This is a genomic window from Kitasatospora sp. NPDC004531 (assembly GCF_053602195.1).
The window spans coordinates 39,069-62,027 of sequence record NZ_JBSGDD010000037.1 but is presented as its reverse complement, the minus strand read 5'-3'; the positions used below and the strand labels follow the sequence as shown (position 1 = coordinate 62,027).

General features: G+C 74.3%; 18 protein-coding genes and 1 other RNA gene. 11 read left to right on the top strand and 8 right to left on the bottom strand.

All coding sequences use genetic code 11. The features are described 5' to 3' along the window. Positions 1-421 (top strand): serine hydrolase (locus tag ACWEMJ_RS17310; protein WP_452137896.1); only part of this gene is annotated, 421 nt, incomplete at its 5' end. Between the two features lie 65 nt (positions 422-486). Here the strand turns inward: ACWEMJ_RS17310 and ACWEMJ_RS17305 are convergent. Continuing rightward, entirely contained in the window at positions 487-2,232 is a 1,746-nt protein-coding gene (locus ACWEMJ_RS17305; RefSeq protein ID WP_452137895.1) for a SpoIIE family protein phosphatase, read from the bottom strand. A 227-nt stretch (positions 2,233-2,459) separates the two neighbouring features. Here ACWEMJ_RS17305 and ACWEMJ_RS17300 point away from each other — a divergent pair, with 227 nt between their 5' ends. Further along, positions 2,460-2,894, top strand: a complete 435-nt coding sequence (locus ACWEMJ_RS17300) for a DUF7144 family membrane protein (protein ID WP_452137894.1) — start codon at positions 2,460-2,462, stop codon at positions 2,892-2,894. A 66-nt stretch (positions 2,895-2,960) separates the two neighbouring features. Here the strand turns inward: ACWEMJ_RS17300 and ACWEMJ_RS17295 are convergent, their stop codons facing one another. Beyond that, complete coding sequence (locus ACWEMJ_RS17295) at positions 2,961-3,518, bottom strand: GlcG/HbpS family heme-binding protein (RefSeq protein WP_452137893.1); 558 nt, start codon at positions 3,516-3,518, stop codon at positions 2,961-2,963. A 259-nt stretch (positions 3,519-3,777) separates the two neighbouring features. Between ACWEMJ_RS17295 and ACWEMJ_RS17290 the strand changes: the two genes are divergently transcribed. The 6 genes from ACWEMJ_RS17290 to ACWEMJ_RS17265 all read left to right on the top strand — a co-directional run bounded on the left by ACWEMJ_RS17290 (position 3,778) and on the right by ACWEMJ_RS17265 (position 10,460). Further along, positions 3,778-4,986 carry a sensor histidine kinase gene (locus tag ACWEMJ_RS17290; protein WP_452137892.1) on the top strand — a complete coding sequence of 403 codons (1,209 nt, stop codon included), beginning with the start codon at positions 3,778-3,780 and terminating at the stop codon, positions 4,984-4,986. A gap of 111 nt (positions 4,987-5,097) precedes the next feature. Beyond that, on the top strand, positions 5,098-5,733 hold the full coding sequence (locus ACWEMJ_RS17285) for a response regulator (protein WP_452137891.1): 636 nt from the start codon (positions 5,098-5,100) through the stop codon (positions 5,731-5,733). Positions 5,734-6,032: 299 nt separating this feature from the next. Continuing rightward, on the top strand, positions 6,033-6,944 hold the full coding sequence (locus ACWEMJ_RS17280; RefSeq protein WP_452137890.1) for a carbohydrate ABC transporter permease: 912 nt from the start codon (positions 6,033-6,035) through the stop codon (positions 6,942-6,944). Then, on the top strand, positions 6,941-7,825 hold the full coding sequence (locus ACWEMJ_RS17275) for a carbohydrate ABC transporter permease (RefSeq protein ID WP_452137889.1): 885 nt from the start codon (positions 6,941-6,943) through the stop codon (positions 7,823-7,825). Before ACWEMJ_RS17280 ends, ACWEMJ_RS17275 begins: the two co-directional genes overlap by 4 nt. A gap of 67 nt (positions 7,826-7,892) precedes the next feature. Further along, on the top strand, positions 7,893-9,278 hold the full coding sequence (locus ACWEMJ_RS17270) for an ABC transporter substrate-binding protein (protein WP_452137888.1): 1,386 nt from the start codon (positions 7,893-7,895) through the stop codon (positions 9,276-9,278). A 213-nt stretch (positions 9,279-9,491) separates the two neighbouring features. Continuing rightward, positions 9,492-10,460: a hypothetical protein gene (locus tag ACWEMJ_RS17265; protein ID WP_452137887.1), complete on the top strand. Its 969-nt coding sequence runs from the start codon at positions 9,492-9,494 to the stop codon at positions 10,458-10,460. Positions 10,461-10,745: 285 nt separating this feature from the next. Here the strand turns inward: ACWEMJ_RS17265 and rnpB are convergent. The 3 genes from rnpB to ACWEMJ_RS17250 all read right to left on the bottom strand — a co-directional run bounded on the left by rnpB (position 10,746) and on the right by ACWEMJ_RS17250 (position 14,120). Next, an RNA gene (gene rnpB, locus ACWEMJ_RS17260) (RNase P RNA component class A) lies at positions 10,746-11,146 on the bottom strand. 13 nt (positions 11,147-11,159) lie between these two features. Further along, on the bottom strand, positions 11,160-12,623 hold the full coding sequence (locus ACWEMJ_RS17255; RefSeq protein WP_452137886.1) for an MFS transporter: 1,464 nt from the start codon (positions 12,621-12,623) through the stop codon (positions 11,160-11,162). Positions 12,624-12,665: 42 nt separating this feature from the next. Beyond that, positions 12,666-14,120 (bottom strand): RNB domain-containing ribonuclease, encoded by a 1,455-nt coding sequence (locus tag ACWEMJ_RS17250; RefSeq protein ID WP_452137885.1) that lies wholly within the window; start codon positions 14,118-14,120, stop codon positions 12,666-12,668. Between the two features lie 141 nt (positions 14,121-14,261). Here ACWEMJ_RS17250 and yaaA point away from each other — a divergent pair, with 141 nt between their 5' ends. Then, positions 14,262-15,062: a peroxide stress protein YaaA gene (gene yaaA / locus ACWEMJ_RS17245; RefSeq protein WP_452137884.1), complete on the top strand. Its 801-nt coding sequence runs from the start codon at positions 14,262-14,264 to the stop codon at positions 15,060-15,062. A 26-nt stretch (positions 15,063-15,088) separates the two neighbouring features. Here the strand turns inward: yaaA and ACWEMJ_RS17240 are convergent, their stop codons facing one another. The 3 genes from ACWEMJ_RS17240 to ACWEMJ_RS17230 are packed head-to-tail and all read right to left on the bottom strand — an operon-like array spanning position 15,089 to position 17,865. Continuing rightward, positions 15,089-16,243, bottom strand: coding sequence for a bifunctional RNase H/acid phosphatase (locus ACWEMJ_RS17240; protein WP_452137883.1), 1,155 nt, complete (start codon positions 16,241-16,243; stop codon positions 15,089-15,091). 4 nt (positions 16,244-16,247) lie between these two features. Further along, positions 16,248-16,991, bottom strand: coding sequence for a zinc ribbon domain-containing protein (locus tag ACWEMJ_RS17235; protein ID WP_452137882.1), 744 nt, complete (start codon positions 16,989-16,991; stop codon positions 16,248-16,250). Between the two features lie 37 nt (positions 16,992-17,028). Then, complete coding sequence (locus tag ACWEMJ_RS17230; protein ID WP_452137881.1) at positions 17,029-17,865, bottom strand: Nif3-like dinuclear metal center hexameric protein; 837 nt, start codon at positions 17,863-17,865, stop codon at positions 17,029-17,031. A 558-nt stretch (positions 17,866-18,423) separates the two neighbouring features. Between ACWEMJ_RS17230 and lanL the strand changes: the two genes are divergently transcribed. Further along, positions 18,424-21,096, top strand: a complete 2,673-nt coding sequence (gene lanL, locus ACWEMJ_RS17225) for a class IV lanthionine synthetase LanL (protein WP_452137880.1) — start codon at positions 18,424-18,426, stop codon at positions 21,094-21,096. Continuing rightward, complete coding sequence (locus ACWEMJ_RS17220) at positions 21,093-22,922, top strand: alpha/beta hydrolase family protein (protein ID WP_452137879.1); 1,830 nt, start codon at positions 21,093-21,095, stop codon at positions 22,920-22,922. The genes lanL and ACWEMJ_RS17220 overlap by 4 nt, the downstream gene beginning before the upstream one ends. The last annotated feature ends 37 nt before the right edge of the window (positions 22,923-22,959 follow it).

Here is a 22,959-nt window from a genome sequence, read left to right as displayed (position 1 = left end):
GCAGGTCGCCCCGACCGAGCAGCGGCTGCTCGGCGCGCCCCGCACCTGGGGCGTCCCGCACGACCCGAGCGCCGCGCTGCTCGGCGGGGTGGCCGGGCACGCCGGGGTGTTCTCCTGCGCCGAGGACCTCGCCGCCTGGGCCGAACACCTGCTGGCCGGGTCGAGTCCGCTGGCCGACTGGTTCGCCGAGAGCCTGCGCCCCGGCCCCGCCGTCGAACCCGGCGTGCACCGGGGCCTCGCCTGGCTGGTCACCGACGACGGCGCGGCGGCCTACCACCACGGCTACACCGGCACCAGCCTCTTCCTCGCCCCGCCCACCGGCCGCTACGTGGTGCTGTGCACCAACGCCGTCTACCACGGCTGGGACCGGGCCCGGCTGGCCGACCTGCGCACCCTCGCGCTGCACTCGCTCACCGCCTGAGGCCCACCTGCTCGGCGCGGCGTCCCTGCCCGGCGCAGCGGCCCCGCTCGGCGCAGCGGCCGGGCTCAGCGCAGCGGCTGCCAGCGGCCGCCGGTCAGCACCGTCAGCACCTCCCGGCTGCGGAGCTGCCCCGGTCGCGGGCGGGCGGGCGCGGCGGCCAGCAGCGCGATGTCGTCCTCGGCCGGGTCGGGGGCGCCGGCCAGCACCGCGTCCAGCAGCCGGTCCGGGCCGGCCCCGGCGGGCAGCCGACGGGCGGTGAGCCGCTCCAGTGAGCGGTCGATGTCCTCGTCGCGGCGCTCCACCAGGCCGTCGGTGAACAGCAGCAGGGTGTGGTCGGGCGGCAGCACCGCGATGCTCGGCACGTAGCCGTTGCGGCCGGTGCCGAGCGGCGGCCCGGGCTCCACCGGCAGCAGCGCCACCTCGCCGTCGGGCCGGACCACGGCGGGCGGCAGATGGCCGGCGCTGGCGAAGCAGTAGCGGCCGCGGGCGGGTTCGGCGTACACCACCAGGCAGGTGGACGGGCGGTAGTCGTGCACGTCGCCGGCCAGGCCGTCCATCCGCGCCAGCAGCCGGTCGGCGCTCGGCTCCAGCAGCGCCATCGCGCGCAGCATCGCCTGGTAGTGGCTCATGTGGGCGGCCGCCTCGATGCCGTGGCCCATCACGTCGCCGATGGCCAGCACGGTGCGGCCGTCGGGCAGCGCCACCGTCTCGTACCAGTCGCCGCCGATCAGGGCGCTGGTGCCGGCCGGGCGGTAGCGGAAGGCGACGGCGATGTCGGGGTGCGGGCTGCCGGGTTCGGCGAGCATGGCGCGCTGCAGGTCGACGGCGACGGCGTGCTCGCGGCTGTAGCGGCGGGCGTTGTCGAGGTTGATGGCGGCGCGCACCGCGAGGTCCTGGGCGGCGACCGCGTCGTCCTGCTCGAAGCCCGGGGAGGGGTCGGCGCGCAGCAGGGTGACGGTGCCGATCCGGTGGCCGCGCGCGATGAGCGGCACCACCATGGCGGAGTGGATCCGCAGCGCCCGGAAGTCGGCGATCCGCTCCGGGTTGGGGGCGGTGCGGCGCAGGTCGGCCTCGGTGAGCAGGTTCTCGATCACCGGCCGACCCTCGGCCAGGCAGCGCGGCACCGCGGAGTCGGGCCGGTAGTCGACGTACTCGCCGCGTTCGCCGACCTGCCGGACCTGCTCCAGCAGGCCGGGCTTGGCGGCGATCGCGGCACGCAGCAGCCGGCGCCCGCCGTCGGGGAGGGCGCGGGCGTGCCGGCTGTCGGGGTGCGGGAGCAGTTCGACGGTGGCGGCGTCGGCGAGGTGCTCGATCAGGAAGGCGGCGAGCTCCCCGCAGGTGGTGTCCACGTCGAGGGTGGTGCCGATCCGGGTGGCGGCGGTGTCGAGCAGGGCGAGCCGGGCCCGGGCCTGTTCGAGTTCGTGCCGCTGCCGGTGGGCGGCGGTGACCTCCAGCACGATGCCGACCAGCCCGACCGGCCGCCCGGCGGTCTCCAGCCGGTGGTACGCGCCGTACCAGTAGCGGCGGTGCTGCGGCGAGCCGGCCCGGGTGTGGCCGCTGGAGGTGATCTCGCGGGGACGGCCGTCGGCGAGCACGGCCCGCAGGACGTCCTCGCGGGGGTCGATGCCGGGCAGCAGTTCGGCGATCGTCCTCCCCAGGTGCTCCTCGGCGGGGACGCCGTTCATCGCGGCCAGCGCCGGGTTGACGTAGCGGAAGCGCAGCGCGGTGTCGAGGACGCCGACGCCGGCGGGGGTGCCGTCCAGCACCCGGCGCAGCGGCTGCGGCAGGTCGTTCCAGGGGGTGTCGGCCATGGCTGCGGCACCTCCTCGCCGGTCGCCCGGGCACTGTGACCAGTAAACACAGCGCGCGCAGCCGGGGCGATCCGGTGCGTGGCGGGGCCGGTGCGGGGGGCTCGCGGGAGGCGTGGACGGGCATGCGCGGGCGGCCGGAAGTTCACCCGAACGGCTTCGTCCGGTGTGCCCCGGCGGGTGGGCGGGTCGAGGGTCGTGACAGGTCAACTTCGGCCAAGGAGGTCTCCATGAGCTCGTCCGCAGGCCCGACCCCGGCAGCGCCCGGGTCGCGTGGCTCACCGGCCCGGGGCCACAGCCCCTGGGTGCCCGGCACGGTGATGTTCGCCGGTGTTCTGATGCTGATCACCGGCCTCCTGGAGTTGTTCCGCGGGATCATGGCGGTCGCGCGGGACGACGTCTTCGTGACCACCCCCAACTACATCTTCAAGTTCGACCTGACCTCCTGGGGCTGGATCCACGTGGTGGTCGGCGGCCTGGTCGCCCTGACCGGCATGTGCGTGATCAGAGGCCTGGCCTGGGCCAGGGTCGTCGGTGTCGTCATCGCCTCGGTGAGCGTGATCGACTCCTTCCTCGCCATCCCCTACTACCCGCTGTGGTCGCTGGTGATCATCGCGATGGACGTCTTCGTGATCTGGGCGCTGTGCGCCTACCACGAGGCCTGAACCACCGCGCCGCACCGGGTCGGCGGCCCGCTTCCGCACCCGGGGAGCGGGCCGCCGACCGCCGCCTCACTTGTTCAGAGCGGCGACGCCGGCCTGGGCGAACTGCTCGTCCTGGTCGGCGCTGGGGGCGCCGGCCACGCCGACGGCGGCTATCGGGGCGCCCTTCACCTGGACCGGGGCGCCGCCGCCGAGGAACAGGGTGCCGGGGATGTCCTTCAGGTTCGGGGCCTGGGCCAGGCGCTTGACCAGCTCGGAGGTCGGCGCGTTCCAGGACACCGCCGTGTAGGCCTTGCGCTCGGCGGACTCGAAGGACTGCGGGCCGGCGCCGTCACCGCGCAGTTCGACGATCACATTGCCGTTCCGGTCGACGACCGCGACGGAGATCTTCTGACCGGCCTTGGCCGCGGCGTCCAGGCTGGCCTGGGCGGCCTTGGTGGCGGCCTCGACCGTCAGGTGCGTGCTCTCGAAGGTGTTCTTGTTCTGGACGTCGGACGCGACGGCCGTGGTGGGGGCCTGCTTCGGCGTCTCGGCGTTGGCCGACACGGCGCCGACCACGCTCGCCCCGAGGGCGGCCACCGCGACGGCACCGGTGACAACGCGGGTACGAGTGCTCAGCTTCTTCATCTTCGGCTCCTGGATCGGTGGTTGGGCGCCGGACCACGGGGTTGTTCCGGCCTCGCACTCCATACTTCGGCGCTGCACCCCCGCCGCGGATCGGCGAACCGGCTGGACCGGCGGAGCAAGATGGATGACAACCGTGTCAGCCGATCGGTTGATGTGGAGGCCGTGATCCGCGGGCACCATCCAGGTGTCGGCGCCGACCCGTGCCGGCACGAACCCCACAGTGAAGGCAGGGATCGACAGCATGCGAAAGGAGGCCGTCATGATGCGCATGCCCCTCTCCCGGGCGGCCGACCCGGACGCGGGCTGGCTCACCGCGGTGATGCGGCTGGTCTTCGTGCTGCTGCTCGGCACCTCGCTGACGCGCTACCTGAGGCACCACCTGTCCAGCCCGCTGACGCCGTGGGTGGTGGCGCTGAGCGTCGCCCTGGCCGCCGGGCACCTGTCCGGCCTGTCCGAGCGCCGGCCGGCCTGGCTGGGGGCGGTGCTGGGGAGTTGGGCGGTGCTGGTGCTGATGGCGCCGAGCTTCGCCTGGTGCGCCGTCCCGCTGGTGTACACGGTGCTCCGGGCCTTCCCGCCGCGGGCGGCGATCCCGCTGGTGTCGGCGCTCACCGCGCTGGTGACGGTCTCCGAACTGCGGCTGCCGGGGGCCGATCCGACGATGGTGCTGCTGCCGCCGGCGGTCGCCGCGCTGGCCACCGCGGTGTTCCTGTACATGCAGCGGCAGGGCGCCCGGCAGCGGAAGCTGATCGCCGACCTGATCCGGGCCCGCCGGGAGCTGGCCGCGGTGGAGCGCCGGCAGGGCGCGCTGGCCGAGCGGGAGCGGCTGTCCGTGGAGATCCACGACACCCTCGCGCAGGGCCTGTCCAGCCAGCAGATGCTGCTGCAGGCCGCCGAACTCGCCTGGGAGCAGGACGCGGTGGCGGCCCGCGGCCATGTCCGGACGGCCGCCGCGATCACCGCCCGGAATCTCGCCGAGGCCCGCCGCTTCGTGCACGACCTCGCCCCGGCCGATCTCGCCGACCAGGGCACCCTGGAGGCCGCGCTGGCCGCCCTCGCCGAGCGGGAGGCCGCGGAGAGCGGCCTGCCGGTCCGCTTCCGGTTGGACGGCAGCCCGGTGCCGATGCCGGCCGCCGCGCAGTCCGCGCTGCTGCGGATCGCCCAGGGCGCGCTGGCCAACATCCGGGAGCACGCCCGGGCCGACCGGGCCTCGATCACCCTCTCCTACCTGGGCGACCAGGCGGTGCTGGACGTCGCGGACGACGGGCGCGGCTTCACCCCGCCGGCCGGCGGCGCCAACGGCCGCTCCGGCGAGGCGGGTTCGGGCGGCGGCCGCGGTCACGGGCTGCCGGCGATGCGCGCCCGGCTGCGGCAGCTGGGCGGCACGCTCACCGTGGAGTCCGCACCGGGCGAGGGCACCGTGGTCTCCGCCGCCATCCCGCTGGCGGCCGGCCCACCCGAGGCCCACTGACCCGGTCCGCCGCACCACCCGCACCACCCGCACCACCCGCACCGCACCGCCCGCACCACCACCGCACCGCCAGCACTGCCGCCGCACCACCCGCACCGCACGGAGGGGTCCATGAACGACAACGACACGGTCAGGCTGCTGATCTGCGACGACCACGCGATGGTCCGGGCCGGGCTGCTGGCGCTGCTGTCCAGCGACCGCACCGTCGAGGTGGTCGGCGAGGCCAGCACCGGTGAGGAGGCGGTGGCGCTGACCGCCCGGCTGCGGCCGGACGTGGTGCTGATGGATCTTCAACTCGGGCCCGGGATCGACGGGGTGGAGGCCACCAAGCAGATCCTGGCCGGGCCGGGCGACAGCCACGTCCTGGTGCTGACCACCTTCGACACCGACGCGGACATCACCCGCGCCATCAACGCGGGCGCCACCGGCTACCTGTTGAAGGCGGAGCGCCCGGCCGAGCTGTTCGCGGCGATCCGCTCGGCCGCGGCGGGGCGGCCGGCGCTGTCCCCGCCGGTGGCGTCCCGGGTGATGGCCCGGATGCGCTCCCCGCTCCCCCAACTCACCGACCGCGAACAGGACATCCTCGATCAGCTGGGCCAGGGCCTGAGCAACCGGGAGATCGCCCGGGCGCTGTTCATCAGCGAGGCCACCGTCAAGACCCACCTCGGCCGGATCTACGCCAAGCTCGGCGCCGACACCCGCTCCGGCGCGGTCGCGATCGCCAAGGAGCGCCGCCTGTTGCGCTGAGCGACGGGCCGGCCGGACCGACCACCGGGACAACTGAAGATCGATCGGACGCGTCCGAAGCCTTGCCACGCACAGTGATCGGAAGTCAATATTCCTACCAGCCGGTAGTCCTGACGGAACGACGGCTCTCCGGAGGGCGCGGATCCGACTGGACCGGGACGGTGGACACCTGCCCGTCAGACGTTGACGCGAACGCGTAACATGCGCGAAACCCTCCGCTCACCCTCTCCTTGCCGACCCGTCGTTCAGGGACGACACGGTTTGGCCGGAACCAACGTCACGAAAGGCGGACGCGCACCATGCCGACCGCATCAAGCCCACCCGAGCCGCGGCGCCGACTCGGCGAGCACGGGCTCGCCTGGGCGTTCCTGCTGCCCTCGGTAGTGGTCTTCGCGCTCTTCATCCTCTATCCGCTGGGGCGCACCTTCTACCTGAGCGCGCACGCCAACGACCTGTTCGGCGCGCCCTCCAAGTACGTCGGGATGAAGCACTACACCGACCTGCTGTCCTCGTCGGACTTCCGCAGCACGCTGCTCACCACCGCGCTGTTCGTGCTGTTCACGGTGGTCCCGGGGGTCCTCGGGGCGCTGCTGCTGGTGCTGTTGATGGAGGGTCGGATCCGCGGCGTGCGGCAGCTGCGGTCCGCCTTCGCGCTGCCGTTCGCGTTCTCGGTGGCGAGCGCCTCGGTGGTCTTCTCGGTGTTCTACAACCCGGCCAGCGGCGTGCTCAACGGCCTGCTGTCGCACCTCGGCCTCGGCCCGGTGGGCTGGCTGACCGACTCCCGGTACGCGCTGCTGTCCATCGCGATCTCCACGATCTGGATGAACCTCGGCTACAACGTGCTGGTGCTGTCCGCGGGCATCGGCTCGATCCCGGGCGAGGTCCTGGAGGCCGCCCGGCTGGACGGCGCGTCCGGCCTGCGGCTGGCCCGCTCGATCACGGTGCCGATGCTCGGGCCCAGCCTGTTCTTCCTGGTGGTGATCTCCACCGTGAACGCGCTGCAGAGCTTCGGCCAGATCCACATCCTCACCAAGGGCGGGCCGGACGGCTCCACCCGCACCCTGGTCTACTCCGTGTACGAGAAGGCGTTCGCCTACGGCTCCAGCGACTTCGGCACCGCCAGCGCGCAGGCCGTGGTGCTGATGGCGGTCGTGCTGTGCTGCACGGCCGTGCAGTTCGGGGTCCTGGAGCGGAAGGTGCACTACGCATGAGCACTCTCACCGAGACGCCCGCCGTCACCGACCCGCCCCGCCGGGCGCGGCCGCCGCTGCGACTCCGCGCCCGGCTGGGCCGGGCCGGGGTCTACGCGGTGCTCGCCGTCGCCGTGCTGACGGTCGCCTTCCCGGTCTACTACGTCTTCGCCGGCGCGTTCATGCGCCCGGACGAGATCGCCAGCTACCCGCCCGCGATGGTGCCGCACTCGATCACCGGGGAGAACTTCTCCGGCGCCGTGCACGCCATCCCGCTGGTGCGCCAGTACGGCAACTCGCTGCTGGTGGCGGGCCTGATCACGCTGGCGCAGCTGTTCACCTCGGTGCTCGCCGCGTACGCCTTCGTGTTCCTGCCGATGCGCGGGCGGTCCGTGGTGTTCGGCCTGTTCCTGGCCACCCTGATGGTGCCGTGGGAGGCCATCATCATCCCCAACTACCTGACGCTGTCCGGCTGGGGCATGGGCAACACCTACTTCGGCCTGGTGCTGCCGTTCCTGGCCTCCGGGTTCGGCACGTTCATGCTGCGGCAGTCGTTCCGGCAGTTCCCGGCCGAGCTGCGGGACGCCGCCCGGATCGACGGCGCGGGCCACTGGCGGTTCCTGTGGCGGATCCTGGTGCCGCTGAACAAGCCGGCCCTGGCCGCGCTCGCCATCTACGTGTTCCTGTCCTCCTGGAACCAGTACTTCTGGCCGCTGATCATCACCCGCACCGCCAACATGCAGACCCTGCAGATCGGCCTGTCCTCGCTGCGGGACTCCGAGATGGCCGACCCCGGTCTGATCCTGGCCGGCGTGGTGCTGTCGCTGCTGCCCACGCTGGCGCTGGTGCTGTTCGGCCAGCGGTTCATCGTCCGCGGCCTGACCGCCGGCGCGGTCCGCTGACCGCCGCTCGACCCGTCCTGCTCTCACCACCGTTCCCGGTACCACCCTCGCAGAAGAGAGAGAACCCGTGAAGATCAGTGCCCGTGCGCTCGCCGCGCTGCTGGTGTCCGGCCTGGCCCTGACCGCCTGCAGTTCGAGCGGCTCCGGCGGCTCCTCCGACGAGTCCGGCGCTCCGGCCGCCTCCGCGCTGGACCAGGCGTCCGGCGTGACCACGATCGAGTTCTGGCACTCGATGACCGGCAAGAACGCCGAGCAGCTGACCGCCCTGGTGAACCAGTTCAACTCCGCGCACCAGGGCAGGATCGAGGTCAAGCCGCTGTTCCAGGGCACCTACGACGACCTCATCGCCAAGTACAAGGCCTCGGTGCAGCAGAAGGCCACGCCCGCGGTGGTGCAGGTCTACGACATCGGCACCCGCTTCATGATCGACTCCAAGCAGACCGTCCCGGCCCAGGCGTTCGCCGACAAGGACGGCTACTCGCTGGACGACCTGCAGGCCAACATCCGCAACTACTACTCGGTCGGCGGCAAGCTGCAGTCGATGCCGTTCAACTCCTCGATGCCGCTGCTGTACCTGAACGACGACGCCTTCAAGGAGGCCGGCCTCGACCCGGCCAAGCCGCCCACGACGCTCGCCGAACTCGGCGACATGGCCAAGCAGTTGACCAAGAAGGACGACAGCGGCAAGACCGTCCGGTACGGCTTCGGCGCGGCCATCTACGGCTGGTTCGTCGAGCAGCTGCTGGCCGAGAACGGCGCGCTGTACTGCGACTCCGACAACGGCCGCAGCGGCAAGGCCGGCAAGGTGGCCTTCGACTCCGCCAAGGGCGCGGAGATCGTCCAGTGGTGGGCCGACCTGGTCAAGGGCGGCTACGCGGCCAACACGGGCCGTCAGACCCCGGACGCGCAGGCCGCGTTCAAGGCCGGCACGGTCGCCATGCACCTGGAGTCCACCGGCGTGCTGCGCGGCTACACCGAGGCCGCCAAGTTCACCGTCGGCACCGCGCCGTTCCCGAAGACCGCCGCCGGCGACCAGGGCGGCCCGATCATCGGCGGCGCCTCGCTGTGGATCTCCGGCCCGGGCCACTCGGACGCCCAGAAGCGCGCCTCCTGGGAGTTCGAGAAGTTCCTCACCTCCCCGGAGCAGCAGGCCGTCTGGCACACCGGCACCGGCTACTTCCCGGTCAACACCAAGGCGCTGGAGCTGCCCGCCGACAAGGAGTGGGTGGGCAAGTTCCCGCAGTTCCAGACCGCGATCGAGCAGCTGAAGGCCACCAAGCCCACCAGCGCGACGGCCGGCTGCCTGCTCGGCGTCATGCCGCAGGCCCGCAAGGGCGTGGAGACCGCCATCGAGCAGACCATCGCCGGCACCAAGACCGCCCAGCAGGCGCTGACCGACGCCGCCAAGGAACTCCAGCCCGCCATCGAGAGCTACAACTCCTCGGTGGGCTGATCCCGGGCAAATCCGATCGGATCGTCAGGTATCGAAGGGCCCGGACGCCATCGTGCGTCGGGGCCCTTCGGCTTTGCCCCGAAAGGCCTCTGACACTTCCTGGGAAAATTCTGCACGCAACCCCCACCCCGCCTGTAAGACTGTCCGCGCTCGGGTGTATGAATTCTCCGCTGGATTCATCACACCTCCAGCCATTCTCTTAGAGGGGGACACGTGCGTAAGAGCACGCTCATGCGCGCCGCCGCGCTGCTGATCGGTGTCGGCGCTGTCACTGCCGCCACGGTGCCGGGGGCCACTGCCGCCCCGACGCCGAAGGTGAACGTCAAGAAGATCGCGCCGGTCGAGCGCAACCTGTCGCAGCTCTCGAAGCAGGCCAAGACGGCCGCGGCCGCCCCGAAGTCGGCCGTCGTCACCCCGCTGTACGCCCAGTTCAAGACCGGCGACATGCTGAAGTCGGGCGAGAGCGTCAAGGTCGGCTACAGCACCCTGACCATGCAGCCCGACGGCAACCTGGTGCTCTACTTGGTCGCCGACAACGGCAAGCAGCTCCAGGTGCTGTGGAACAGCAAGACCTGGGGCAACAGCGGCGCCTACGCCGTCATGCAGGCCGACGGCAACTTCGTCGTCTACAAGCAGGGTGGCGGCGACGGCATCGGCGGCGCCCTGTGGTCCACCGGCACCTGGGGCAAGACGGGCGCCTCGTTCATCCTGGACGCCGGCGAGCTGCTCGTCTGGGACGAGGCCAACCTGAAGACCGTGTGGCGCAACAACACCGGCTTCTTCCCGGCCTTCGTCAACGGCGAGTGGATCGACCAGCCGGCGGACAGCCTCCAGGGCACCCCGGAGGTCCAGGGCCTGGTCGAGAACATGTGGCTGGAGTCGAGCACCACCATCCTGATCCAGCAGGGTGACGGCAACCTGGTGTCGTACCGCAAGAAGGACGGCGGCGTCATCTGGGCGTCCGGCACCTACGGGCACCCGGGCGCGGTCGCGGTCCAGACCTCGGACGGCGCCTTCGCCGTGGCCGACGAGAACAAGCTGTACTGGAGCTCCAACACCTGGGGCAACCCGGGTGCGTACCTGAAGACCCAGTCGGACGGCAACATCGTCGTCTACCGCCAGGGCGGCGGCCCGACCAACGGCGGTGCGCTGTGGTCCACCGGCACCTGGGGCAAGGCCTGACCGGTCCTCGGGCCCTTCGGGCCTGAGGCAGTCCGGTAATGCGTGAGGGGCGGTCACCGAAAGGTGACCGCCCCTTCGCCGTGCGTGGCGGTCGGGAAATGCCCTGCACCGGACCGTCAAAAACTTGACTGTACGCTGGCGAATCAAATGCGGACAGACCGTGACCCATTCCGGAAAACCAGCGGGAAATCACGGAGAGTTGGCACACGATCACGCAATTCCCGCGAAGGAAGAACCCGGGGGCGAACGGAGAGCCCGGAAGGCGGGCGGAGAACCCGAAGGCGGCGGACGAGCAGGCCTGTACGCCGGGTTCTGTCTCCCGGGTTGCTTGCGCGGCCCGGGGAGGCGGCCATCCATCTAGGGCTGCCGTTGCCGACAGCCTCGTGCGGTCTACCCGCGAGCTCGGGCGAGCAGCCCTCGAACACTCGCGCACGACACCCGAGGGTGTCGATCTTGACCTTGCTCCGAGTGGGGTTTACCGAGCCGGCCGAGTCACCTCGGTCGCTGGTGGTCTCTTACACCACCGTTTCACCCTTACCCACCGCCGAGGCGGTGGGCGGTCTGTTCTCTGTGGCACTGTCCCGCGGGTCACCCCGGGTGGGCGTTACCCACCACCCTGCTCTGTGGAGCCCGGACGTTCCTCGGCGGGCCCCGAAGGGACCCGACGCGACCGCCCGGCCGGCTCGTCCGCCGTAATGGTCATGGTAGCCGCTCCGCGGGGGCTCCCTGTACGCCGCCCGGCTCCCGGTCGAGGCGGGCCGCCACCCGGGCCGCCGTGCCGGCCGCCCACGGGGTGGTGGTGACCAGGCCCAGCACGAACACCGTCACGCCCAGGCCGGCGACGATCCACCAGCCGGCGTGGGTGGCGGACGGGAAGTCGCCGGCCGAGGCGACCGCGCCGGCGACCACCGTGCCGACCACCGCCACCCCCAGCGACTGGCCGACCTGCCGGCTGGTGGAGGCGACCGCGGCGGCCACCCCGGCCTGGGCCAGCGGCATGCCGGAGACCGCCGAGTTGGTGATCGGCGCGTTCACCATGCCGAATCCCAGCCCGAACAGCGCGTACGCGGGCAGCAGCAGGAGGGCCGGGGAGTCGGCCGTCAGCCCGGTCAGCAGCACCCCGCTGGCGGCGATCGCCGCGCCGGCCACCAGCAGCGGCAGGCGCGGGCCCCGGCTGCCGACGATCCGGCCGGACAGCGGGGCGGTCAGCAGGGTCAGCCCGGCCATCGGCAGCGTCCACAGGCCCGCCACCACCGGGGTGTACTGCCGGACGTTCTGCAGGTACAGGGTGTTCAGGAACAGGAACCCGGCCAGCGCGGCGAACGCGCACACCGCCGTGACGGTGGCCCCGGCGAACGGGGCGCTGCGGAAGAACCTCGGGTCGATCAGCGGCTCCGGCACCCGCCGCTCCCAGAACGGGAACACCAGCAGCGCGAGCAGCGCGACCGCCGCCAGGGTCAGGATGAGCGGCGAGGTCCAGCCGTGGCCCGGGCCCTCGATGATCGCGGCGGTGCCGCAGCCCAGCAGCAGCACCATCAGCAGCTGGCCGACCGGGTCCAGCCGGCGGGGCCGCGGCGCCCGGGACTCCGGGACGTACCGGTGCGTCAGGGCGAAGGCCGCCAGCCCCACCGGAATGTTGATCAGGAAGATCGACGGCCAGCCGGCCCGGTCCACCAGGAACCCGCCGATCAGCGGCCCGAGCGCCATGCTGATGCCGATCACGCCGCCCCACACGCCGATCGCCCGCGCCCGCTCCCGCCGGTCGGTGAAGGTGTTGGTGATGATCGACATCGCCACCGGGTTGAGCATCGACCCGCCGACCGCCTGCACCGCGCGGAAGGCCACCAGCCAGCCCAGGCCCGGCGCCAGGCTGCACAGCAGCGACCCCAGCACGAACAGCAGCAGCCCGGCCCGGAACACCCGCTTGCGGCCGATCCGGTCGGCGACCGACCCGGACAGCATCAGCAGCGCGGCCAGCACCAGCGTGTAGGCGTCGATCACCCACTGCAGACCGGAGGCCGGGGCGTCCAGGTCGCGCCGGATCGCGGGCAGCGCGATGTTCACCACGGTGTTGTCCAGGCCGACGATGAACAGGCTCAGGCAGCAGACGGCCAGGACGATCAGCCGGTGACGACGGTCGGGGACGGCACTCGATCGGCTCATCCTCCGATCATCGCACCGGCCCCGACCGCCGTTGAGGGGCCGTCACGCCTCCCGAACCAGCGCGAACCGGACGGCGCGGGTGGCCGGGTCGGCCAGGGTGAGCCGGACGGTCACCCGGCGGCCCAGCGGCAGCCGGTCGGCCGCGTCGCACTTGGCGACCACCGCGGGCTCGCGCAGCTGCACCGTGCCGACGGTCGGCCGGCGCTCGTCCACGTCGACCACCACCGCCGGGAACTCCTCGCCCACCCGGTCGCGCAGCAACTCCGCCTCCACCAGATCCACACACGCGCGTTCCACCTCGTGCGCCCGGCGGTCACCGCCCTCCATCAGCGCGGGCACCAGCGGCAGCGCCTCCCGCACCCAGGGCGGGACGTCCACGCCGCCCGCGACCGCCAGGCAGATCTCCAGCGCGTACCGGTCGCCGAGCCGGCGCAGCGGCGCGGTGCAGTGGGTGTACGGGGCGGCCAGCGCGGCGTGGCCGGGGTCGGCGGGCGGCGCGGTGCCCCGGGCGGTGTCGAAGGCGTGGTAGCCGGCGCCGCGCAGCAGGCCGGTGCACTCGTTGAGGAACGCGGCGTCGGCGGTGCGGGCCGGGTCGAGGGACCGGATCAGCTCCGGGTAGGGCAGCCCGTCCGGCCAGGGCACGCCGAGTGCGGCGGCGACCCGGCGCAGCCGCGCGTAGGCCGACTCCGGGGCGGCGGGCAGGGTGCGCAGCAGGCCGATGCCGGCGTCCAGCATGAGTTCGGCGGCGGCCATGCCGGTGAGCAGCGAGAGTTGCGCGTTCCAGCCGTCGGCGGGCCGGGGCGCGCGGTAGTGCAGCCGGTAGCCGCCGTTGGCGGCCGCCACCTCCTGCTCGGGGATCGGCAGGCTGACGCCGCCGCGGGCCTGCTCCTGCGCCTCGCGCAGGCGGCCGATCTCGGCGAGCAGGGTGAGCTGCCCGTCGGCGGCGCCCGCGTCGATGCGGTCCTGGACGGCGGCGTAGTCCAGGCGGCGGCGTGAGCGCACCAGGGCGCGGCGCAGGTCGGCGAGGAGGAGTGCGCCGTCGGCGTCCAGGTCGAGCTGCCACAGCACGGCGGGGCGGAGTTCGCCGGGCAGCAGGCTGGCCGCGCCTTCGGAGAGCCGGGCCGGGTGGAGCGGCACGGCGCCGTCCGGGAAGTACAGGGTCTGGACGCGGTGGCCGGCCTCGGCGTCGATCGCGCCGCCCGGGGCGACGTAGGCGGCGACGTCCGCGATCGCGTAGTGCACCCGGTAGCCGGTGCCGCGGCGGGTCAGGTGCATGGCCTGGTCGAGGTCGCGGGAGCCCGGCGGGTCGAGGGTGAACAGGTCGAGGTCGGTGGCGTCGAACTCCGGCAGGCGGGGCAGCGCGGCGGCCCGGTCGGCCTCCGCGAGCACCGCCGGCGGCCAGTCGGTGCGGATCTCCAGGCGGGTTCTGAGGTCGGCGAGTTCGGTGTTGATCCTGGCGGTCTGGGCGGCCCGGACGCTGAGGTGTCGGCGCGGCATGGTCGCAGCGTAGGACGCGGCGGCGGTTCTCGGCAGACGGGTCGCCTCCCGGGCGCCGGCGGGCGGTGCGGGATTCGGGGCGCGGGGCGGCCGGTCGTTAGGGTTGTCGGGGTCTGCCGTGAGTCGTGGAGAGGTGTCGTCGTGCTGGTTCTGCTGCCGCCGTCGGAGGGGAAGGCCGCGCCGGAGGCGGGGGCGCCGGTCGAGGTGGCGGGGCTCTCGCTGACAGGGCTGACGGGAGCGCGGGAGAAGGCGCTGGCGGCGCTGGTGGAGCTGTGCTCGGGGGACGAGGAGCGGGCCGCCGAGGTGCTGGGGCTGAGCAAGGGCCTGCGCGGGGAGGTGGCGAAGAACGCGGGGCTGCTGACGGCGGGGGCGCGGCCGGCCGGCGAGGTGTACACCGGGGTGCTGTTCGACAACCTGGGCCTGGCGAAGCTGGACGGGCCGGCGTACGCCCGGGCGGAGCGTTCGCTGCTGGTGTTCTCGGGCCTGTGGGGTGCGGTGCGGATCGGCGACCGGATCCCGTCGTACCGCTGCGCGATGGGTGTGAAGCTGCCGCCGCTGGGCGCGCTGGGGCCGTACTGGCGGTCGGCGATGGACGGCGTGCTCCCGCAGGAGGCCGCGGACGGCCCGGTGCTCGATCTGCGCAGTTCGGCGTACGCGGCGGCGTGGAGGCCGTCCGGCGAGGTGGCGGGCCGGACGGTGACGGTGCGGGTGCTGCAGGAGCGCGTGGTGGACGGGGTGGTGAAGCGTTCCGTGGTCAGCCACTTCAACAAGGCGACCAAGGGCCGCCTGGTGCGCGACCTGCTGGTGGCGGGCCTGGAGCCGTCCTTGCCGGGCGAGTTGGTGGACGCGCTGGCGCAGCTCGGGTACCGGGTGGAGGTCTCGGCGCGCGGCACGGCCCGCAAGGCGTGGCAGCTGGACGTCGTGGTGACGGACGTCCACTGAGACGTTCCGCCACCACGACGGTGCGGTCAGCGCAGGTGCGAGGTGTCGTTGAGCAGCCGCAGCGACGCGTTGCCGTCGCTGTAGTACTGGACGGCGCACAGCGAGGCCGCGGCGAGTTCCATCCGGTGCACGGCGTCCGGCGGGGCGCCGAGGGCGAGCCGGACCAGGGTCTTGATCGGGCTGACGTGCGAGACGACCAGGACGGTCCTGCCGGGGTAGCGGGCGAGGATCTTGTCGCGGGCCTGCCCGGCCCGGTGGGCGAGGGTGGTGAGCGACTCGGTGCTGCCGGTGGGCTTGGCCTTGGCGGAGGTGAAGAAGGCGTTGAGGTCGTCCGGGTGGCGTTCCAGCGCCTCGGCGTAGGTGAGGCCCTCCCAGGCGCCGAAGTCGAGTTCCCGCAGGCCTTCCTCGATCCGCACCTCCAGGCCGAGTCGGCGGGCGACGGCCTCGGCGGTCTGCCGGCAGCGCAGCATCGGCGAGGAGACGACGGCCTGCACGGTGCCGCGCGCGGCGAGCGCCTCGGCGGCCCGTTCGGCCTGCCAGACGCCCTTCTCGGAGAGGCCGGGGTCGCTGCCGGTGGAGCCGGAGAACTGTCGGAGCGGGGTGAGCGGGGTCTCGCCGTGCCGCAGCATCACCAGCGTGGTGGGGGTGCCGAGGTCGGCGGGTGCGGCCCAGCCGGCCCGGGGCGCGGGCGCGGCGGGCAGCGGCTCGTCCGCCGCGGGGGCGGCGACGGGCGCGGCGGGCCGGGCCTTGGGCTCCCACTGGCGGCCCTGCTTGCCGGCGTCCATCGCCTCGTTGGCGAGCCGGTCGGCTTCCTTGTTCTTCTCGCGCGGGATCCACTTGTACTCGACGCTGCCGCGCGGGGCGATGCCGCGGGCCTCGGCGGCGAGCGGCTGCATGTCGGGGTGCTTGATCTTCCAGCGCCCGGACATCTGCTCGACGACGAGCTTGGAGTCCATCTCGACCAGGATCCGGGCGTCCGGGTCGAGCTCGCGCGCGGCCCGGAGTCCGGCGATCAGGCCCTTGTACTCGGCGACGTTGTTGGTGGCGCGGCCGATGTACTCGGCGGCCTCGGCCAGGATCTCGCCGGTGCGGGCGTCGAGGACGACCGCACCGTAGCCGGCCGGCCCCGGGTTGCCCCGGGAGCCGCCGTCGGCCTGGACGATGAACTGGGCTCCGGCCACCGGATCAGACGCCCGACTCGCCGGTGCGGACCAGGATCCGGCCGCAGTTCTCGCAGCGCAGCACCTTGTCGGCGGGCTCGGCCTTGATCGCGTTGAACTCGGTGATCGAGAACTCGGTGCGGCAGCCCTCGCAGCGGCGCTGGTACAGGCGGGCCGCGCCGACGCCGCCCTGCTGCTCGCGCAGGCGCAGGTAGACCTTCATCAGGTCGGCGGGGATCACGCCCGCGACGGCCTCGCGGTCGCGGCGGACCTTCTCGGCCTCGGCGTCGATCTCGGCGAACTTGGCGTCGCGGCGGCCCTCGGCCTCGGCGACGACCACGGCGGAGTGCTCCAGGCGGGCGGTGAGCTCGGTGACCCGGGTCTGCGCGGACTCCAGGCGCTCCATCACCTCCAGCACCACGTCCTCCAGGTCGCCCTGGCGCTTGGCCAGCGAGGCGTTCTCGTGCTGGAGGTTCTCCAGGTCCTTCGGCGAGGTGACGGCGCCGGAGTCCATCCGCTGCTGGTTGCGGGCGGCGCGGGCGCGGACCTGCTCGACGTCGGCCTCGGCCTTGGTCTGCTCGCGGGTGGTGTCGCCGAGCTGGGCCTGGGCGGCGACCACCAGGTCCTTGAGGGCGGTGTGGTCGGCGGTGGCCTTGTCGATCTCGGCGTGCTCGGGCAGGGTGCGGCGCCGGTGGGCCAGCTGGTCGAGGCGGGAGTCGATGGCCTGCAGGTCGAGCAGGCGGATCTGGTCGGCGGGCGCGGCGTTCACGCGGCTGGGCTCCTGTTGAGTTGGTTCGGCGGGAAGGTCAGGGGGCGTACGGCATCGGCGCGTGCGCCGTCCACGGGTCGGTGACCCGGGTGGAGACGCGGGTCTCCAGCGGCCAGCCGCGGCTGTCGGCGCGGCCGGTGAGCTCGCGGGCGGCGAGGGTGAGCCAGGGCCACTCGGTGGCCCAGTGCGCGGCGTCGACCAGGGCGACCGGCGCGGCCTCGGTGGCCTCGGACGCGGGGTGGTGGCGCAGGTCGGCGGTGAGGTAGGCGTCCACGCCGGCCTTGCGGGCCTCGGCGAGGAAGGAGTCGCCGGAGCCGCCGCAGACCGCGACCCGGCGCACCTGCTGCTCCGGGTCGCCGGCGGCGCGCACGCCCGCCGCGGTGGCGGGCAGCCCGGCGGCGACCCGGGCGGCGAACGCGCTCAGCGTCATCGGCTGCGGGAGCTCGCCGATCCGGCCGCTGCCCCGGCGGCCCGCCGGGTCGGTCGGGTCGGCCACCAGCGGGCCGGTGACCTTCAGCCCGACGGCCTCGGCGAGGGCGTCGGAGACGCCCGGGTCGGCGTGGTCGGCGTTGGTGTGCGCGACGTGCAGCGCGATGTCGTGCTTGATCAGGGTGTGCACCGCCCGGCCCTTGAAGCCGGTCGCGGCGACCGTGGTGGTGCCGCGCAGGTAGAGCGGGTGGTGGGTGACCAGCAGGTCGGCGCCCCACTCCACGGCCTCGTCCACGACGGCCTGCACGGGGTCGACGGCGAACAGCACCCGGCCCACTTCGGCCTCGGGATCGCCGCAGACCAGGCCCACCGCGTCCCAGGACTCCGCCCACTGCGGGGGGTAGATCTCTTCGAGCACGGCGATGACGTCGGACAGTTTCGGCACCTGTCGAGACTACCGCGTGTCACGGCCCCGCCCGGCCGGGCCCGTCCCGCCGCCGCCCGGCACCCGTGCTGCGGACGGGCCGCACACCTGCACGTCAACCCGGCGGGGCCCGGCGGGCGGCGGCCCGGACAGCGGGTTTCGCCGGCCCGCGCCCGCCGGGCGGCCGCCGGTGCGCGGAAACCCCCGCCCACACCGACCCGGCCGAACATATTCGAAAACCAAATCTCATCACCCTTAAGAGTGAAGTGACCCGGCCGGTGTTGAGTCACCCCCGTACCGAAAGTAACTTCAGTCCTGCGAACGAGAGTTGCCTCGACCGGGGGGTCGAAAAGAGCGACCGGCCGCAATTCCCGAAGGAGTCCGCAGGAACCCGAGGGAATTCGCCCGGCGCGGGCGAGCCTCTCGTGACTTCCACGGACCGTGAGCCGGTCGAGTCCACCGCGAAGGGGTGTGAAGCAGATGGGGGCGGGCACACCGCTGCGCAGGGCAGGGGGGCCGGCGCCGGTCGACGACGGGCCGGGCAGGGACGGCACGTTGGTGGAGGTGGCGCGGGCGGCCGTGACCGGCAGCAGGGCCCGGGGAGGCGACGGCGACTGGACGGTCGCGGTCGAGGGCTTCTGGTGCACGGTGCGGCCGCCCGGCCGTGAACTGCCCGCGCAGGGCTGGAAGCTGCACGTCTCCGCCGCCTCCCCGGCCGCCGCCGAGGTACTGGCCGCCGTCGCCGCGGTGCTCGCCGAGGATCCGTGCGCCTTCAAGTTCGCCGCCGACCGGGAGCGCGTGCACGAAATCAATTCCCGCAACAGCGACCGGGCTTCGGCCGGAAAATTCATCACCGTCTATCCGGACGGCGACGAGCAATTCCGCCGGCTCGCCGCGGAACTCCACCGGGCCACCTCGGGAATGCCCGGCCCGGCGATTCTCTCCGACCGCCCGTACCGCCCCGGCAGCCTGGTGCACTACCGCTACGGCGTCTTCGCCGCCCGCGCGCTGCTCGGCCCGGACGGTGCCTACCGCTCGATGCTGCGCGGGCCCGGCGGCGAGCCGGTCGAGGACGTCCGCACCGCCTCCTACCGCCGCCCGCCGTGGGTGGCCGACCCCGTCGAGGGGGCGGGATCGTCCACTCCCGCGCCACCGGCGGCCCGCGGCCGGCGGGCCGGGGTGCTGCTGGACGGCCGCTGGGCGCTCACCGCCGCGCTGCGGCACAGCGCCAAGGGCGGCGTCTTCCTGGGCACCGACCCGGCCACCGGCGACGAGGTGGTGGTCAAGCAGGCCCGCGCCCACATCGAGGTGGACCGGTCCGGCACCGACGCCCGCGCGGCGCTGCGGCACGAGGCCGAGCTGCTCGGCCGACTGGCCGACACCGGTCTGACACCGCGGGTGCACGCCCTGGTCGAGCAGCAGGACTCGCTCTTCCTGGTGCAGGAGCGCCTCCCCGGCAAGGCCCTGGGCAGCTGGGTCGCCGCCCGGCTGCGGCACGACGGCACGCCCGACGTCGCCTGGGCCGAGGCCGGGCCGGTGGTGACGGCCCTGCTCGACCTGGTGGAGCGCGTCCACGGGCGCGGGCTGGTGCTGCGCGACCTCTCCCCCGGCAACGTGCTGGTCCGGCCGGACGGCACGGTGGGCCTGGTCGACCTCGAACTCGCCGTCCCCGCCGGGGCGTCGGCGGGCACCGCCGGCACGCCCGGCTACCGCGCCCCCGAACAGTCCGGCCCGCACCGCTCCGCCGTCGCCGCGCCCGCCGCCGACCTGTACGCGCTCGGCGGTCTGCTCTTCCTGCTCGCCACCGGCCACGACCCGCTGCTGCCGGGCGACGGCGCCCCGACGGCCTGGCTGGCCGCCGCCGCCCGCACCGGCTCCACCGCGCGCCGGCTCGCCCCGCTGGTGCTCGGGCTGCGCGCCGACGACCCCGAGCTGCGCTGGAGCCCGGACCGGGTCCGCGCGGCGCTCGCCGCCGGCCCGCGCCCGGTCGCCCCCGTGGCCCCGCCGCCGCCGGAGCGGCTGCTGCACGACGGGCTGCGCCGGCTGGCGGCCACCGCCGACCCGCAGCGGCCCGACCGGCTGTGGCCGACCGTCCCCGCCGGGCAGCTCACCGACCCGTGCAACGTGCAGCACGGCGCCGCCGGCGTGCTCGCCGTGCTGGCCCGGGCGAGCCTCGCCCCGCTGCCCGACCCGGTCCGCGAGTCGGCCCGCTCCACCGCCGCGCTGGCCGCCGACTGGATCGAACGGCGCGCCGCCGCCGAGCCCGTGGTGCTGCCCGGCCTGCACTTCGGCCGCTCCGGCACCGCCTGGGCACTGCTGGACGCCGCCGACGCCCTCGACGACCCCGCGCTCGCCGCCCGGGCCCGCACCCTGGCCCTCGACGTCCCGCTCGACTGGCCCAACCCCGACGTCTGCCACGGCGCCGCCGGAGCGGGCCTCCTCCAACTGCGTGCCCACCGCGCCACCGGGGAACGGCAGTTCCTCGACCGCGCCGCGCAGTGCGCCCGCAGCCTGCTGGCCGCCGCCCGCACCGAGCCGTACGGGACGGTCTGGCCGGTGCCCGCCGACTTCGACTCCGCCCTCGCCGGGGCGGTGCACCTCGGCCACGCGCACGGGGTGGCGGGGATCGCGGCCTTCCTGCTGGCCTGCGCGAACCGGCTGACCGAGACCGGCGACCCGTCCGCCGAGCAGCTGCTGGCCGGGGCGCGGTCGGCGGCCCACACCCTGGCCGCCACCGCGCGGTGGGACGGCGAGGCCGCATGGTGGCCGCAGAGCCACGGCGACCCGGCGCACGTCCGGCTGGCGCACTGGTGCAGCGGCTCGTCCGGGGTCGGCAGCTTCCTGGTCCGGTACTGGCAGACCACCGGCGACGAACGGGCGCACCGGCTGGCGCGGGCCGCCGGGCTGGCCGTGCTGAACGCCCGCTGGCACAGCGGGGTCTCCGCCTGCCACGGGCTGGCCGGCAACGGCGAGTTCCTGCTCGACCTGGCCCACGCCACCGGCGACGACCGCTTCCACCGCGGCGCCCAGGGGCTCGCCCGGCTGATCGCCGCCCGGGCCGCCCGCCGCGACGGCCTGCTGGTCCTGCCCGACGAGACCGGCACCGGCAGCACCCCCGCCTACGGCACCGGCGCCGCCGGCCCGCTCGCCTTCCTGCTCCGCCTCCGGCACCCGGGCCCGCGCCTGTGGTCCGACCCGGAGCCGCCCGCCGCACCCCCGCTGCCCCGCCACCCCGCTGGAGGTCCTCGATGAGCACGGCGACGGCGCGCACCGCCGCGCAGGCGCTGCGGCGGCTGAGTTTCACCTTCTCCGGGGACGGCTCGCACGCCGCCTGCCTGGCGGCGGGGGCCGACGGCGGCTGGTACGTGGAGAGTTGGCGGCTGCCGGAGCGGGGCCCGGCGGTGCCGCGCGCGCTGGCGGGGCGGGCGGAGAGCCTGCGCTCGCAGTTGGCGGCGCTGCCGGACGGGCGGGTGCTGGTGTGCCGGCACGACGGCGACCGGCACGAGCTGGTGCTGCTCGCGGACGGTCCGGCCGCCGAACTCCCGCTCACCGCACTGCGGTCGCCGGGCCTGCGGCTGCTGGCGACGCCCGGTCCGGCCGGTGCGGCGGACGCCCCCGTCGCGGTGCTGCTCGGCACCGACACCCGTCCGGTGACCACGGTGTGGCTGCTGGCGGCGGACGGTTCCGCGCCGCGCCAGGTGGCCGAACTGCCGGGGCTGTACGGCGGCGGGGTGTGGCTGGACGCGGCGGGGCGGCTGCTGGCGCTGGACCGGGTGGCCGACGGAACGGTGAAGACCGTCGTGCTGGATCTCCGACTGGGCGTCACCACACCGCTGTTGGAGCTGGGCGGGAGCAGCAACGACCGCCTGGTGCTGTTCGACCCGGTGACGGGCTTCGGGATGCTGCGCAGTGACGCGCCGGGCGTGGACCGGCTGGGCTGGGCGCTGATCGGCGGCGCGGAGCCGGTGCGCTTCCCGGAATGCCTGCACCGGCCGGGCCGGCTGCTGCGGCCGGTCGCGCTCGCACCGGACGGGCCGGGCACGGAGCCCCGGGTGGCGCTCCAGGTGGACCACGGCGCGTCGTCCGAGCTGGTGCTGTGGCAGCCGGGCAGCGGGCGGCTCGATGCGCTGCCGGTGCCGCCGGGGCGGTTCGGCGCGATCGGGCACTGGTCGTCGGCGGGCCTGCGGATGCCGTACTCGGCGCCGGACCGTCCGGCCTGCCTCGCCACGGTGGACGCGGACCCGGCCGGCTGGCGGGTGGACGGCTCGGCCGCGCCCGGGGACGGCGGCGGGTGGCGGCCGGCGCGCTGCGTGCAGCTGGCGGGCCCGGCCGGGCCGGTGGAGGCGGTGGTGTACGGCGGCGAGCGGTGGCTGTCGGCGCCGCAGCTGGTGCTGGCGCTGCACGGCGGCCCGGCGGACGCGTGGCGGCTGGAGTTCGACCCGGCGTTGCAGCGGATGGCGGCGCAGGGCCTGGCGGTGGTCGCCCCGAACCAGCGCGGTTCGACGGGGTACGGCGCGGAGTTCGCGACGGCGATCCGCGGCGCGTGGGGCGGGCCCGACCTGGACGACGTGCTGGCGCTGCTGACCGGCATCGCGGAGCGGCGGGCGGCGGCGGGCCTGGAGCCGCCGGCGCTGTTCGGGGTGAGTTACGGCGCGTTCCTGGCGCTGTTGGCGACGGCGCACGCCCCGGCGGGGGCGGTGTCGCGGTGCGCGGTGGTGGCGCCGTTCCTGTCGGGCGGCCGGCTGCTGGCGGAGGCGTCGGCACCGGTGCGGGCGCTGACCGTCCGGCTCGGCGGCGACCTTCCGATCGAGGACGCCCGGGGCCCGCGCGACGTGCTGCGGCTCGCGGACCGGCTGCGCACCCCGCTGCTGGTGGTGCACGGCGACCGGGACGAGGTGGTGCCGGTCGGTCAATCCCGGTCGCTGCGGCACGAGTTGCTGCGCCTGGGCCGGATCGAGGGCGTCGACTTCCGTTACGTGGAGGCGGCCGGCGCGGGGCACGAGGTGCTCGCCGAGGAGGGCGCGGCGGTGCTGCACGAGCTGCTGGCGGGTTTCCTGCGCACCGGCAGACCCGCCTGATCCACCGGGCCCGGAGCCCACCCGAGACTTCCCGCCG

Bases quoted from the DNA above. Each gene is read 5' to 3' on its own strand.
- ACWEMJ_RS17285 (WP_452137891.1), top strand. From the start codon at position 5,098: ATGAACGACAACGACACGGTCAGGCTGCTGATCTGCGACGACCACGCG.
- ACWEMJ_RS17250 (WP_452137885.1), bottom strand. From the start codon at position 14,120: ATGCCGCGCCGACACCTCAGCGTCCGGGCCGCCCAGACCGCCAGGATC.
- ACWEMJ_RS17220 (WP_452137879.1), top strand. From the start codon at position 21,093: ATGAGCACGGCGACGGCGCGCACCGCCGCGCAGGCGCTGCGGCGGCTG.
- ACWEMJ_RS17295 (WP_452137893.1), bottom strand. From the start codon at position 3,518: ATGAAGAAGCTGAGCACTCGTACCCGCGTTGTCACCGGTGCCGTCGCG.
- ACWEMJ_RS17275 (WP_452137889.1), top strand. From the start codon at position 6,941: ATGAGCACTCTCACCGAGACGCCCGCCGTCACCGACCCGCCCCGCCGG.
- ACWEMJ_RS17290 (WP_452137892.1), top strand. From the start codon at position 3,778: ATGATGCGCATGCCCCTCTCCCGGGCGGCCGACCCGGACGCGGGCTGG.
- ACWEMJ_RS17280 (WP_452137890.1), top strand. From the start codon at position 6,033: ATGCCGACCGCATCAAGCCCACCCGAGCCGCGGCGCCGACTCGGCGAG.
- ACWEMJ_RS17305 (WP_452137895.1), bottom strand. From the start codon at position 2,232: ATGGCCGACACCCCCTGGAACGACCTGCCGCAGCCGCTGCGCCGGGTG.
- ACWEMJ_RS17300 (WP_452137894.1), top strand. From the start codon at position 2,460: ATGAGCTCGTCCGCAGGCCCGACCCCGGCAGCGCCCGGGTCGCGTGGC.
- ACWEMJ_RS17255 (WP_452137886.1), bottom strand. From the start codon at position 12,623: ATGAGCCGATCGAGTGCCGTCCCCGACCGTCGTCACCGGCTGATCGTC.